The 15,456-nt window shown below is 64.6% G+C and carries 5 protein-coding genes; 2 read left to right on the top strand and 3 right to left on the bottom strand.

What is annotated here, in order from left to right; genetic code table 11:
• The first annotated feature begins 74 nt into the window (after window positions 1-74).
• Both IPL79_10500 and IPL79_10495 read left to right on the top strand, forming a co-directional pair.
• Window positions 75-2,975, top strand: coding sequence for a hypothetical protein (locus IPL79_10500; protein ID MBK9071417.1), 2,901 nt, complete (start codon window positions 75-77; stop codon window positions 2,973-2,975).
• Between the two features lie 109 nt (window positions 2,976-3,084).
• Window positions 3,085-13,236, top strand: coding sequence for a thrombospondin type 3 repeat-containing protein (locus tag IPL79_10495; GenBank protein MBK9071416.1), 10,152 nt, complete (start codon window positions 3,085-3,087; stop codon window positions 13,234-13,236).
• A 1-nt stretch (window position 13,237) separates the two neighbouring features.
• Here IPL79_10495 and IPL79_10490 read toward each other — a convergent pair whose 3' ends face one another.
• From IPL79_10490 to IPL79_10480, 3 genes are read right to left on the bottom strand one after another with little or no spacing between them, the layout of a single operon-like run.
• On the bottom strand, window positions 13,238-13,744 hold the full coding sequence (locus tag IPL79_10490) for a DUF1993 domain-containing protein (GenBank protein MBK9071415.1): 507 nt from the start codon (window positions 13,742-13,744) through the stop codon (window positions 13,238-13,240).
• A 7-nt stretch (window positions 13,745-13,751) separates the two neighbouring features.
• Complete coding sequence (locus tag IPL79_10485) at window positions 13,752-14,174, bottom strand: HRDC domain-containing protein (GenBank protein MBK9071414.1); 423 nt, start codon at window positions 14,172-14,174, stop codon at window positions 13,752-13,754.
• Window positions 14,096-15,376, bottom strand: a complete 1,281-nt coding sequence (locus IPL79_10480; protein MBK9071413.1) for an ATP-dependent DNA helicase RecQ — start codon at window positions 15,374-15,376, stop codon at window positions 14,096-14,098. Before IPL79_10480 ends, IPL79_10485 begins: the two co-directional genes overlap by 79 nt.
• Between the last annotated feature and the right edge of the window lie 80 nt (window positions 15,377-15,456).

The following is a 15,456-nucleotide window of genomic DNA, read 5'->3' as shown; positions in this document are numbered from 1 at the left end:
GCGCGCGGCGCTCGTCCTCGCCGCCACGACATGTGCCCCTTGTGACCCATGCGGTTTCGCGCGACGATTCGCCCATGCACCCGCGCGCCTTGTTGCCAACCCACGTGCGCATCGGGCTGGCTATGGCCGTCGTGTGGTTGGGTGCGTGCCGCGTCGCGCCGCAGCTAGAGACGTGCGACGACTTGCTGTGTCCCGAAGATCGCAGCTGCGAGCAGCTCAGCGAGGCCGCGATTTGTGTCGAACCCGCGCAGTTGACCGCATGCGCTGCCAACGTCGATGGCGATGAATGCCGCGTCGGCGGCATCGGGGGCACCTGTGATGCCGGCGTGTGCGTGCTCGCGTCGTGCGGCAATGGCGAGATCGAAACTGGCGAGACCTGCGATGGCACTAATTTTGGCGCCAATACCTGCCTCGCCGCGGGCTTCACCGGCGGTGAGCTGGCGTGCAACGATTTTTGCCAAACCGTGGTTACGGCCTGTACCGGGCGCTGCGGCGATGATCTGCGCGCCGGCGACGAGCTCTGCGATGGTGCGGATCTTGGGGGCTTTGATTGCGAGACGCTGGGGTTTTATGGTGGCGCGCTGGCGTGTAACACCGCGTGTGGCTTTGATACGGCGGCGTGCGGTGGGCGTTGCGGCGACGGCACCGTGCAAGCGGCGGCCGGCGAAGTCTGCGACGACAACAACATCGCGCCCGGCGATGGTTGTTCGTTCGATTGCAAGTCCAATGAGACGTGTGGCAATGGCCTGCCTGACTATTTGGCAGGTGAGCTGTGCGACGACGGCAATTTTCGTCTGCACGATGGCTGCACGCATGACTGCGGCCTAGAGATCGCCTCGTGGACCGCGGCGACACCGATGCCGCCACCGGCGCGCAAGGACCACGTGATGGTGTTTGACCCCCTGCGCGGCAAGGTGGTGCTCTTTGGCGGCGCGACGCTGCGCAATGATACCTGGGAGTTTAACGGCCTTAGCTGGGTGAAGCGCGAAGTCGCGGTTGCGCCGCCGGCTCGCAGTGGCCATGCGGCAGCGTACGACGCGGGGCGCGGTCGCGTCGTTGTCTTTGGCGGCGTCGGGACCAGCGTGCTGGGCGACACGTGGACGTGGGATGGCTCGACATGGACCAACGCCGGGTCGGGTTTGGCCACCGCTCCTTCGGCGCGCTCGGGACATGCCATGGCCTACGACGCCGCGCGCGGGCGCGTGGTGCTCTTTGGCGGCATTGACGCCTTTGGCGTCCGGCTCGACGATACGTGGGAGTGGAATGGCGTCGCATGGACGGTGGGTGCAGCGGTCGCTAAGCCGCCAGTGCGAAGTCGGCATGCCATGGCCTACGATGCCGCGCGCAGCCGCATCATTATTTTTGGCGGCACCGGCGCCGCCAGCACGTTGCTTAGCGACACGTGGACGTATAACGGCGCGACGTGGGCAAACAATACCAACGGCCCGCTGCCGAGCGCACGCAGTGGCCATGGCCTAGCCTACGATGCGAAGCGACGGCTCGTGGTCCTTTTCGGCGGGCTCGCGGGCACCAACCAAAATGACATGTGGGAGCACAACGGCACGGCGTGGGCCTTGCGCAGCAATATCGCGGCACCGCTGCCGAGCGCGCGCGTGAGCCATGCCATTGCCTACGACGCGCAGCGCGAGACGCTCGTCTTGTTTGGGGGCGATGTCGCGGGTGGGTTTGCAAATGACACGTGGCAATTTACGACGGGCACGGCCTGGGCTGAAGTCACGCCGCAATCGCCGCCCGTTGGGCGCTCGGGCGACGTGGCGGCCTACGATACCGCGCGGCAACAGGTGATCTTGTTTGGCGGCAGCGAGACCGGACGCGCCGACGCGACGTGGGTTTGGCATGCGGGCGCGTGGGCAAAGATCACGGGTACCATGCCGCTGGCTCGCAAGAATCACGCCATGGCCTACGATGCCGAGCATGGGGAGGTCGTGCTATTTGGCGGTACCAGCGTTGGCGGCGGCGCGGCGCTCAACGATACGTGGGTGTGGAATGGGCTTGGGTGGAGCGAAAAGAATATCCCGGCCGGCCAGCGACCTGGTGCACGCCGCTTGCATGCCATGGCCTACGATACCGCGCGAAAACGCATCGTCATGTTCGGCGGCAACAGCGTAGGCTCCACGCGGCTGAGCGACACCTGGGAATGGAATGGCTCGGCATGGGCGCAAATTGGCGTCTCGGGGCCAATCGGTCGCGAAGGCGCGACGTTGGCCTATGACGCGATCGCGGCGCGCATGGTGCTTTTTGCGGGCTTTGGTCCTTCAGGCACAGGCACCTACCGCAACGATACGTGGACGTATGATGCCGCGGGATGGTCCCCGGTGACCTTGCCGCTTGGCGTGGCGCAACCGGACGCGCGCTTTAAGCACGTCAGCGCCTACGATGCGGCGCGAGGGCGCGTGATCGTGTTTGGTGGCAAAGATGCCTCCGGCAGCCTCGACGATTTGTGGGAGTTCGATGGCGTGGCGTGGTCTGAGGTAAACGACCTTGCGCCGCCGACGCGTCGCGATGAGGCGGCCATGGCGTATGACGCGGCCACGCAACGCGTGGTGTTGTTTGGCGGCTTAAATTCAGGCGAAGATTTCAACGACACATGGTTATATGGGTGGGATTCGCCTGCGCTTGGCGACGAACTCTGCGATGGCGACTCCGACGTCGATGGCGATGGCCTAAGCGGCTGCGACGATCCGGATTGCTGGGGATTTTGTGCCCCCATCTGTCCGCCGGAATCGTCATGTCCAATCGACGCACCGCGGTGTGGCGATGCCAGCTGTGACTCGCTGCTTGAAAATGCAGCGCGCTGCGCGGTGGATTGTTCCGGGGCCACGACGTGTGGTGATGCCTACTGCGGGCCTAGCGAAAACCTCGCGGTGTGCGCGGCGGATTGCTCGGTTTGTGGCGATATCGTTTGCTCGGCCCCTCAAGAGACCACGGTCAACTGCGCGGTTGATTGCCTGTAGCTACCATGTAGGTCAAGGTCTCGCTCCACACCACATGGTGGTGGTCTGGCCTCGCTGTGCGGAAATTCACGGCTTGCGGCCCATTCGAGGCGTCGCGTAACATCAGTCGGTGATGCCAAAATTTGGGGCAGTGTGGGGCGTCGTCGTAGGTGGGCTGCTCGCACTTCTCGTCGGTGCTTGCGAGACGACGTCGGATGAACGTGCGCCAAATGAAGAGGCATCGGTCGCGGATAATGAGCCGCCCCAAGGTCCGGTATGGGTCATGTTTGTGGCACCGTTGGCGCCGTCGATCGATGTCCCAGGCAACAACGTCTACCTCAATAACTTGCGCCCGACGTTTACGGGTTACTGCGAATCCACCGCGCCGGCTCCAACTATCACGATTCGCACCGGCGCAACGATTCGTTGCACGACGACGTGCACCGGCGGAGATAGCTATACCTGCACGCCCGCGAGCGATCTGCCGCTGGGCACGAATAGCTACCACGCCATCGCAACCAACAACCTCGCCGAAAATAGTCCTTCGTCAAACGTGCGGACGATTACGATCGATGTAACGCCGCCAAGCCCGCCGAGTTCGCCGGTGCCATCGGCGGGGGCGTATGTAAACACGCTGACGCCGACGTTTTCAGGGACGTGCGAGAGCGGCGCAACGGTAACGGTGAAAGAAGGCGCGACGACGCGTTGTACGGCGCCGTGCACGAGCAGTGCGTATAGCTGCGTGTCGAACCAAATGACCGCGGGCAGCAAGACGATCACGCGGACGCAGACCGATCTGGCCGGGAACACCAGCGGAGGTTCGACGAGCGGCTTCACGATCGATGTGACGGCGCCGGGCGCGCCGACGGCGGTGCTGCCAGGGTCGACGTTCGTGGCCGATCTGACGCCGACGTTTACGGGTGCGTGCGAGAGCGGGGCGCAGGTGACGATCCAGTCTAACGGGTCGACGGTGTGCACGACAACGTGCGCAAGCAGCGCGTATAGCTGCACGCCGGGCGGGAGCTTGGGCGAGGGCAGCAAGACGATCGTACGCTATCAGACGGATCTGGCTGGTAATCAAAGCAGCTCGACCACCGGCGGGATTGTGATCGACGTGACGGAGCCGAGCGTGAGCGTGGGTAGCCCGGCGCAAGGCTCGACGGTGACGACGGCGACGCCGCCGGTGAGCGGCAGTTGCAGCGAGAACGGGCGGGCCGTGCAGGTGCGCGTGGATTCGATCAACCACTGCAGCGCGACGTGCACCAGCCTGGCATATTCATGCACCGGGCCGGCGCTCAGCGCTGGTGCCCACACGGTCGACGCGGTGCAGACCGACGCGGCGGGCAACACCGGCTATAGCTTGGCCAACGACTTCACGGTGAGCCTGCCGCTGCCGAGCGCGCCGGTGATCACGTCGCCGGCGGCCGGCGCGTATGTGGCAGACACGACGCCGCTGGTGAGCGGGACGTGCACGAGCAGCAATACGACGAACGTGTATATCGAAGAGAGCATGACGACGCGGTGTACGGCGGCGTGTACGAGCAATACGTTTAGCTGCACGAGCGGCGTGCTCGGCTCGGGCACGCGGATCTTGACGCCGCGCGCGGTGAACGCCAATGGCGACACGGTGGGCGCGACGCGGACGATTATCATCGACGTGACGGCGCCGAGCGCGCCGACGGCGGTGCTGCCAGGAACGACGTTTGTCACGGATTTGACGCCGACGTTTACGGGTGCGTGCGAGAGCGGGGCGCAGGTGACGATCCAGTCTAACGGGTCGACGGTGTGCACGACAACGTGCGCAAGCAGCGCGTATAGCTGCACGCCGGGCGGGAGCTTGGGCGAGGGCAGCAAGACGATCGTACGCTATCAGACGGATCTGGCTGGTAATCAAAGCAGCTCGACGACGGGCGGGATTATCATCGACGTGACAGCGCCTGGCGCACCCGGTTCGCCTGTGCCCGCGTCAGGAGCGTATGTAAACACGCTGACGCCGACGTTTTCAGGAACGTGCGAGACGGGCGCGACCGTGACCGTTCGCGAGGGCGGTACGACGAGGTGCACAGATGTTTGCAGCAGCAGCGCGTATAGCTGCGTTTCCAATACGATGACGGCAGGTAGCAAGACCATCACGCGGACCCAAACGGATCCGGCGGGGAACACTAGCGGCGGGTCGTCGAACAGCTTCACGATCGACGTGACGGCGCCGAGCGCGCCGACGGCGGTGCTGCCAAATACGACGTTGGTGGCCGACCTAACGCCGACGTTCACGGGGGCGTGCGAGAGCGGGGCGCAGGTGACGATTCAGTCCAATGGCTCGACGGTGTGCACGACGACGTGCGCGAGCAGCGCGTATAGCTGCACGCCGATGGGCACCTTGGGCGAGGGCAGCAAGACGATCGCGCGGTATCAGACCGACCTAGCTGGCAATCAGAGCAGCTCGACGACGGGCGGGATTGTCATCGACGTGACGGAACCGAACGTGAGCGTTGGCAGCCCGGCGCAAGGCTCGACGGTGACGACGGCGACGCCGCCGGTGAGCGGTAGCTGCAGCGAGAACGGCCGTACCGTCCAAGTGCGGGTGGATTCAATCAACCACTGCAGCGCGACGTGCAGCAGCTTGGCGTATTCCTGCACCGGGCCGGCGCTCAGCGATGATGTGCACACGGTCGACGCGGTGCAGACCGACGCGGCGGGCAACACCGGCTATAGCTTGGCCAACGACTTCACGGTGAGCCTGCCGCTGCCGAGCGCGCCGGTGATCACGTCGCCGGCGGCCGGCGCGTATGTGGCAGACACGACGCCGCTGGTGAGCGGGACGTGCACGAGCAGCAATACGACGAACGTGTATATCGAAGAGAGCATGACGACGCGGTGTACGGCGGCGTGCACGAGCAATACGTTTAGCTGCACCAGCGGCGTGCTTGGCTCGGGCACGCGGATCTTGACGCCGCGCGCGGTGAACGCCAATGGCGACACGGTGGGCGCGACGCGGACGATTATCATCGACGTGACGGCGCCGAGCGCGCCGACGATTACGACGCCCGTGGCGTTTAGTTATACCAATGACAATACGGTCTCGGTGACCGGCACGTGCGAGACCTCGACGCAAATGTACGTGCGCGACAACGCGGATACCTTGCTGTGCACCGCGGTGTGCAGCGGCGGGACGTATGGATGCGTAACCAGCGCGTTGGCGGACGGCGGCCGAACGATTCACGCGGAGTCGGTGGACCTCGCGAACAATATTTCCTCCAGCGCCGATCGGAACTTCTTTGTCGACACGGTGGCGCCGAGCCTAAGCGTGGGCAACCCGGCGCAAGGGTCGACGGTGACAACGGCGACGCCGCCGGTATCGGGTAGCTGCAGCGAGAACGGCCGTACCGTCCAAGTGCGGGTGGATTCAATTAACCACTGCAGCGCGACGTGCACGAGCTTGGCCTATTCCTGCACCGGGCCGGCGCTCAGCGGTGGCGCGCACACGGTCGACGCGGTGCAGACGGATCTGGCCGGCAACACCTCCTACACCCTGGCGAATGACTTCACGGTGAGCCTGCCGTTGCCGAGCTCGCCGGTGATCACGTCGCCGCTAGCCGGCGCGTATGTGGCGGACACGACGCCACTGGTGAGCGGGACGTGCACGAGCAGCAACACGACGAACGTGTATATCGAAGAGAGCATGACGACGCGGTGTACGGCGGCGTGCACGAGCAATACGTTTAGCTGCACGAGCGGCGTGCTTGGCTCGGGTACGCGGATCTTGACGCCGCGCGCGGTGAACGCCAATGGCGACACGGTGGGCGCGACGCGGACGATTATCATCGACGTGACGGCGCCGAGCGCACCTGGCGCGACGTTGCCGGCGGCGGGCGCCTTTGTGAATACGTTGACGCCGACGTTTACGGGAACGTGCGAGACGGGTGCGACGGTGACGATTGCCGAGGGCGCGACGACGCGATGTACGGCGCCGTGCACGAGCAGTGCGTATAGCTGCGTGTCAAACCAAATGACCGCGGGCAGCAAGACGATCACGCGGACGCAAACCGATCTGGCTGGCAACACCAGCGGCGGTACGACGAGCGGCTTCACGATCGACGTGACGGCGCCGAGCGCGCCGACGGCGGTGCTGCCAAATACGACGTTCGTAGCCGATCTGACGCCGACCTTCACGGGTGCATGCGAGAGCGGGGCGCAGGTGACGATCCAGTCCAATGGCTCGACGGTGTGCACGACCACGTGCGCAAGCAGCGCGTATAGCTGCACGCCGATGGGGACCTTAGGCGAGGGCAGCAAGACGATCGCGCGCTATCAGACCGACCTGGCTGGCAATCAAAGTAGCTCGACGATGGGCGGGATTGTGATCGACGTGACGGCGCCGACGCCGACGATCTCAGTACCGACGCAAGGGTCGACGGTGACGACGTCGACGCCTACGATTAGTGGGACGTGTGAAAATAGTATTGGCGGCGTGGCAATTTATGACACGGCGGACGGGATTATTTGCTCGGCAACGTGTACGGCGAGCGCCTATTCGTGCGTGAGCAGTCCGCTGGCGCTGCAAGGGGCGCATACGATCACGGCGACGCAGACCGATAGCGCCGGCAACGTTGGGACAACGGCGAATCGCAACTTTACGGTGAGCCTGCCGTTGCCGAGCTCGCCGGTGATCACGTCGCCGCTAGCCGGCGCGTATGTGGCGGACACGACGCCACTGGTGAGCGGGACGTGCACGAGCAGCAATACGACGAATGTGTATATCGAAGAGAGCATGACGACGCGGTGTACGGCGGCGTGCACGAGCAATACGTTTAGCTGCACGAGCGGCGTGCTTGGCTCGGGTACGCGGATCTTGACGCCGCGCGCGGTGAACGCCAATGGCGACACGGTGGGCGCGACGCGGACGATTATCATCGACGTGACGGCGCCGAGCGCACCTGGCGCGACGTTGCCGGCGGCGGGCGCCTTTGTGAATACGTTGACGCCGACGTTTACGGGAACGTGCGAGACGGGTGCGACGGTGACGATTGCCGAGGGCGCGACGACGCGATGTACGGCGCCGTGCACGAGCAGTGCGTATAGCTGCGTGTCAAACCAAATGACCGCGGGCAGCAAGACGATCACGCGGACGCAGACCGATCTGGCCGGCAACACCAGCGGAGGTACGACGAGCGGCTTCACGATCGACGTGACGGCGCCGAGCGCGCCGACGATTACGACGCCCGTGGCGTTTAGTTATACTAATGACAATACGGTCTCGGTGACCGGCACGTGCGAGACCTCGACGCAAATGTACGTGCGCGACAACGCGGATACCTTGCTGTGCACCGCGGTGTGCAGCGGCGGGACGTATGGATGCGTAACCAGCGCGTTGGCGGACGGCGGCCGAACGATTCACGCGGAGTCGGTGGACCTCGCGAACAATATTTCCTCCAGCGCCGATCGGAACTTCTTTGTCGACACGGTGGCGCCGAGCGCGCCTGGGGCGACGTTGCCGGCGTCGGGGGCGCTTGTAAACACGTTGACGCCGACGTTTACGGGGACCTGCGAAAGCAGCGCGATCGTGACAATGAAAGAAGGCGCGACGACGCGGTGTACGTCGACGTGCACGAGCGGGACCTATAGCTGCGTGTCCAATACGATGACGTCGGGCAGCAAGACGATCACGCGGACCCAGACCGACTTGGCCGGAAATATCAGCGGTGGCACGACGAGCGGCTTTACGATCGACGTAACCGCGCCGGCGCCAACGGTGAGCGTGCCGGCCAATGGGGCGACGGTGACAACCGCGACGCCGACGGTGAGTGGGACGTGCGAGACCGGCCTGACGGTGCGAGTGTATGACAGCAGCGACTCACAGACCTGTACGTCAGCTTGTACGGCAAGCGCGTATTCTTGTGTGACGGCTGCACTGGCGAATGGGCCGCAGACGGTGCGCGCGGAGCAAACTGACGCCGCGAATAACATCGGCAGCAGCGCCGATCGCAGCTTCACGATCAGCTTGCCGCCGCCTGCGGCGCCAAGCCTTACGGTGCCCGCGGCAGGAGCCTACGTCGCGGACACGACGCCGACGGTTAGCGGCACGTGTGAGAACGGCTCGACCATCTCGGTGCGAGAAGGCGCGTCGACGCTATGTAGCATCGCGTGCAGCGGCGGCGCGTTTAGCTGTACGAGTAGCGCGCTGAGCCAAGGCAGCCATACGATCTATGGTCGCGCCAGCAATGCCAATGGCATCACCGACGGCGCAAATCGGGTCTTTACCATCGATACGGTCGCGCCTGCGACCCCGGCAATTGCGTCGCCAACGCAGAATAGCTTCACCAATGACACTACGCCGACGCTTAGTGGCTCGTGCGAAACGGGTACGCAGGTCTCAATCGAAGACAACGATGGCACCTGGTGCAGCGCGTCGTGTGTCGCGGGCGCCTTTAGCTGCGTCGCCTCGGTGCAGGCCGTCGGTGCAAAAGTTGTTTGGGCCTTGTCGACCGATCTCGCCGGCAACAGCGTCGCGAGCCTTGACCGAAATTTCGTGATCGACAACGCCGCGCCGGCATCCCCAAGCATCACCTACCCAACGTCCGGCCTAGCCACGAATGACAATACGGTCACGGTCACGGGTGCCTGTGAGACAAATGCGGCCGTAAGCGTCCGCGTCGATGGCAGCGCGTATTGCAGCGCGACCTGTGCCGCCAGCGCCTTTGCCTGCACTGGCGCCACCCTGAGCAATGCGGTCCATGCGGTCGCCGCGCTGCAAACCGATCAAGCCGGCAATGCCAGCGCGCTCTCCACGTCGATAAACTTTACGGTTGATACCGTCGCCCCAGGCGCGCCAAGTCTAAGCTCGCCAACCGGGACGATCGCCGACGCTACGCCGACCTTGGTCGGCTCGTGCGAAACGGCGGCCTCGGTGCAGGTCCAGGTCGACGGCACCAACTACTGCGCGACGACCTGCGTCGCCGGCGCGTTTACCTGCACCAGCGGCACGTCGCTGAGCAATGGTGCTCGCCTCGCCACCGCGCGTCAAACCGATGCCGCGGGCAACCTCAGCGCGGTCTCGGCGACGCTAGCCTTTACCATCGATACCGTCCCACCGACGACGCCATTTATCACCGCGCCCGCGACGGGCAGCCACACCGCCGATACGACGCCGCTGGTGAGCGGCACCTGCGAAACCGCAGCGACGGTAACAATTACCCAAGGCGCGACGGTGCGCTGCTCGGCGGTGTGTGCCGCTTCGCAGTTCTCGTGCACATCGACGACGCTGGCGCAGGGCAGCGTCACATTGACCGCGACGCAAGAAGATGCCGCCGGCAATGCGAGCCCGAGCAGCTCGGTGACGTTCACGGTCGATACGACCGCCCCGGCAGCACCGATTATCGTGGCCCCGGAGGCGGCGAGCTTCACCAATGACCTGACGCCAACGATCAGCGGCATCTGCGAGACGGGCGCCCAAGTTGAAACGTTGGTCGATGGCGCGGCCTACTGCGCGACGACGTGTGCGAGCGGTACGTTTGCGTGCGCGAGCGCGACGCCGCTCGCCAATGGGCAACGCAGCGCCACCGCCCGCCAAACCGACTTGGCAGGCAATACAGGCGCGTTGACCAGCCCCCGCCTCTTTACCATAGACAACACCGCGCCGGCGGCACCAGGCATCAGCACGCCTGCCAGCAACGCCACGGTAAATACCACGACGCCGAACATAGGCGGCACCTGTGAAACGGCCGCATCGGTCCAAGTTTACGTCGGCGGTTCGCCTTATTGCGCCGCCACCTGCGCCGCGGCGGCTTATAGCTGTAGCGGCGCGGCGCTGAGCAATGCGGTGCACACGGCCACGGCTCGGCAAACCGATGCCGCCGGCAATGTCGGCGCGCTTTCGGCAGGGCGAACCTTCACCGTGGACACCATCGCACCTCCGACGCCGGTCGTGACGTCGCCCGCGAACCCAACCACGACCAATAACACCAACGTGTCGTTTGTCGGCACCTGTGAAGTGGCCGCGACGGTCGAGGTGCGCACGTCAGGCAGCCTGCTGTGTTCAACTACCTGTACCGCGGGCGGGGCATTTAGTTGCGCGGCCGTGCTCACCCCGGGTGCCTACGCGTACTTTGCGCGCCAGCGCGATGGTGGCAACAATGTCTCTGGCGATTCGGCCGCGCGCACCCTCACCGTTGATACGACCGCGCCCAATGCGCCGGTGATCACCGCGCCGTCCTCAAACACCGGCACCACCGACACGACGCCCACGTTTATCGGCACCTGCGAAACGGCGGCGACGGTCGCGGTGCTCGAAGGTGGATCAACCCTGTGCACCGCGGTGTGCGCGGCTGGTTCGTTTATCTGTTCGCCAGCGGTCGCGCTGACGCCGGGCGCCCATAGCGTAAGCGCGCGGCAGACCGACGTCGCCGGCAATCTCAGCGCCAGCTCGACGACGATCCCATTTGAAGTTTGGGTCTGTAGCGATGGTTCGATTGATGGCGCCGAGGTCTGTGACGACGGCGACGCCCAAGGCGGAGACGGTTGTTCTGCGAGCTGCACGATCGAGCCCGGTTGGATCTGCGGCGGTGAGCCGACGGTGTGCGTGCCCGACGTCGATCTCGATGGCATCCAAGATGCGCTCGACAACTGCCCAACGGTGGCCAACCCCGATCAGCTAAATAGCGATGGCGACGGCCTAGGCAACATCTGCGACCCCGACGACGACAACGACGGCGCCGCCGATGCGCTCGACAATTGCCCGCTGGCCGCCAACAGCAACCAGCTTGATACCGACGGCGACGGCGCAGGCAACGTCTGTGACGCCGACGATGACGGCGACGGCCTGCTCGATGCCGCCGACAACTGCGCCATCAACTTCAACCCCGCGCAAAGTGACGCCGATGCCGACGGCCAAGGCGATGCCTGCGATCTTGGCGATGCGGATGGCGATGGCCTGTCCGACGCGGCCGAAACCCTTATCGGCACTAAGCCCAACGACGCCGATAGCGACGATGATGGCGTCGTCGACGGCAGCGAGCCCGGCTACAACCAAGACACCGACGGCGACGGCGCGATCAACGCCCTTGACCCTGATAGCGACAACGATCGCCTCTTTGACGGCACGGAGCTCGGCCGCACCGCGCCACATGCCGGTACCGACATGAGCCGAGGCACGTTTATTGCCGATGCGGATCCAAGCACCACGACCAACCCTCGCAACGCCGACAGCGACAATGGCGGCACTCCGGACGGCGCCGAGGACAGCAACTACAACGGCTCCTATGACGCCGGCGAGACCGATCCCAATAATGGCGCCGACGACACCGGCATCGTCGATGCCGACAGCGATGGCCTCTCGGACACGGAAGAGATCTTTATCGGCACGGATCCGTTTGATGGCGATAGCGACGATGATGGCATCATCGATGGCCTCGAGCCTAACGCCAACGTAGATAGCGACGGCGATGGCTTGATCAACGCGCTCGATCCAGACAGCGATGACGACGGGCTGTTTGATGGTCTCGAGTTTGGCCTGATCGCGGCGAGCACCGATACGGATGTGGCGGCAGGCTACTATGTGGCCGACGCCGATCCGAGCACGCGCTCAGGCGTGCTGACGGCCGACAGCGATAACGGCGGCATTGGCGATGGGCAGGAAGACGCCAATCACAATGGTCGCGTGGATGTCGGCGAGACCAACCCTGTTGCGGGCCTCGACGACTTTGAAATTCCCGACCGCGATGACGATGGCCTACCCGACGTGCAAGAACTTGCCTGCGCCACGGCGACCGACGATGCCGACAGCGACGACGATGGCGTCCTCGATGGTGATGAAGCATCGCCTTGCGACGACTTCGACGGCGATGACCTCGTGAACGCGCTCGATGCCGACAGCGACAACGACGGCCTGGCTGATGGGACCGAGGTTGGAATCACCACGGCCCATGCCGATACCAATGCTACGGCAGGAAATTTTGTCGCTGATGCGGATCCGTCGACCCAGACGTCGCCGATTGAGGCGGATAGCGATGGCGGCGGCGTCGACGACGGCGATGAAGACGCCAATCAGAACGGCCGCGTCGACGACGGCGAGACGGATCCGAACAACGGCGACGATGATCTTGGCGTCGACGAACCAGAGCCGCCGGGTCCAGGGCCGGAGCCAAAGGGCGGCGGCGGCTGCGCGGCCTCAGCTAGCGGCGGCGGCGCGCTCTTCCCAATCGTGGCGTTGATGGCCATGTGGTTGGCCTCAGGCAAGGCGTGGCGACGACGGCGGTCAGGCGTCGAGTCGCGCGCCGCCGGCAATTAGGCTAGGGCTGGCGCTGCGACAGCGCGCCGAGGTAGTCTTTTTTGCCAAGCGGCACGCCGTTGTGGCGCAAGATGGCATACGTGTGCGAGGCGTGGAAGAAAAAATTCGGCAGCACGTACTCAACCATGTAGTCGGCACCCGTCATCACTTTGCCTTCCCAGCGCGGCTGGGTGATCACGGCGGTGGCGGCATTGGCGAAATCAGCGGGCTTGAAGTCGTTGAGATAGCCGATGACGGATTTGACGCGCGCCCCCAGCTCGGCGATGGTCGTCTCGGTGTCGGGGTGTTCCGGCGCCGGCTTGCCAGTTAGGCGCGAAACGCCGAGCTTAGCGGTGTCGCACGCGATTTGGACTTGCTTGGCAAACGGCAGCTGATCAGGCGCCAAGCGCATGGTCACAAACACGTTTGGATCGAACTTCTTGCCCTCGGCGTATTCGGTCGCGCGCGCGAGCCAGATATCCATTTGGCCTAGGGTCTTTTTGAATTGATTATTGAGGTGGGCGTACATGCGGCGACTATTGCCGATTACGCGCGACGATCGCCAGGATTTCGCGGCCAAACCGGGCAATTTTTGCGGGCCCCAGGCCTGCAATGCGCGCCAGCGCCTCTAGCGACGTTGGCTTCGCTTCATCAATCGCCGCGATAACGCCCTGCTGCAAAACCATGTACGGCTTCCACCGCAGCTGGCGCGCGGTTCGTTTGCGAAACGTGTCGAGGTCGAATTTGACGCCGGAAATGCGCTGGGTGCCGCGCGCCAGCCGTGTGCGGGCGGCTGGCTTAGTCTTGGTCGCTGCGCGCGCGCGGGGTGCCTTGGCCGGTGCGCGCCGTGGGGCGCCTGGCGTGTCCTGCGCGTCGGTGGCTACGTCAATGGTGCCCGTGCAGACATCGCAAAGGCCGCATGCGGGCCCAATCGCTTCCGCGGTAAAATGCTCGCAAATGGCATGTTGGCGACATCCCTCGCCATTGGCGTAGCCTCAATGGCCGCCAGCGCCAGCTGCTGCCGATGCGCGGTGCCGGCGCTGCCGCCGCTGTGCTGCTGCATGCGCCGATGCGTGACCAGATCGCCTGGGCCAAATAGCATGAGGCATGCCGCCGGCTCGCCATCACGACCGGCTCGACCAGCTTCTTGATAATACGCCTCGAGACTTGCGGGGGCCTGAAAATGCGCGACCAGCCGCACGTCAGGATAGTCGACGCCCATGCCAAAGGCGTTGGTGGCCACGAGGACGCGCGTCTTGCGCACGGCAAAGCCGCGCTCCGCGCGCTCGCGGGCCAAGGCAGTTCGCCCGGCGTGATAATACCCGACCGCAAAGCCATTTTGCTTCAGCACCTCGGCCACCGTCTCGACCTTGGCACGCGTGCTGCAATAAATGATGGCGCGGCCAGCGCCGAGCTTTTCGCGCAACCCAAGGGTGGTCAGGGCCTGCATGACAATTTGTTGCCGCGTCGCGTCCGCTGAGGCGTGCACCACCGAAAACGCCAGGTTGGGTCGCCTGAAATCGCCAGCAACGATGAGTGGATCGGTCAAGTCGAGGCCCTTAACGATTTCGCGCATGACCTGCGGCGTGGCCGTGGCCGTGACGGCTAGCACGGGGGCCTTGACCACTCGGCGCAGCGCATGCAGTTGCATATACTCAGGGCGAAAGTCGTGGCCCCATTGCGACACGCAGTGGGCCTCATCGATCGCGATGGTTGCGATGGCAAGGCTGCCGACCAGCGCTTGGAAACTCGCCAGGGCCGCGCGCTCAGGCGACACATATATAAGCGCGAGTGCGCCGCGCCGCAGATCGGCGATCACCTCGCGTTGCGCCGCGTCATCTAGGTGGCTGTGTAGCGCGGCTGCCGCCACGCCTCGCCCGCGCAGCGCCGCGACCTGATCGTTCATCAGCGCAATCAGCGGCGAAATAACGATCGTGGTGCCAAGCCCCGCGCGGAACCGAAGCAAGGCCGGCACCTGATAGCACAGCGATTTCCCGCCACCGGTGGGCAGCAAGACCACGGCATCGCGCCCCGCGAGATTGGCCTCAATCGCTTCGGCTTGGCCGGCGCGAAAGGCCTCATAGCCAAAGGTTTCGCGCAGCACATCCTCAGCGGACAAAACGGCGCTACGCGGCACTCCGAGCACCAGCCTGTTTACCATTCATCCCTGACAGGGTGGAAACAGGCGTGCCTTATATAAACCCCGGGCTTACGAGGGTGAATTTGGCCATCGCCTCACAT

Source organism: Myxococcales bacterium, from assembly GCA_016716835.1.
Taxonomy (GTDB): Bacteria; Myxococcota_A; Polyangia; order Haliangiales; family Haliangiaceae; genus JADJUW01.
The sequence above is the reverse complement of the archived record's forward strand: the minus strand, read 5'-3'. Positions and strand labels throughout refer to the sequence as shown.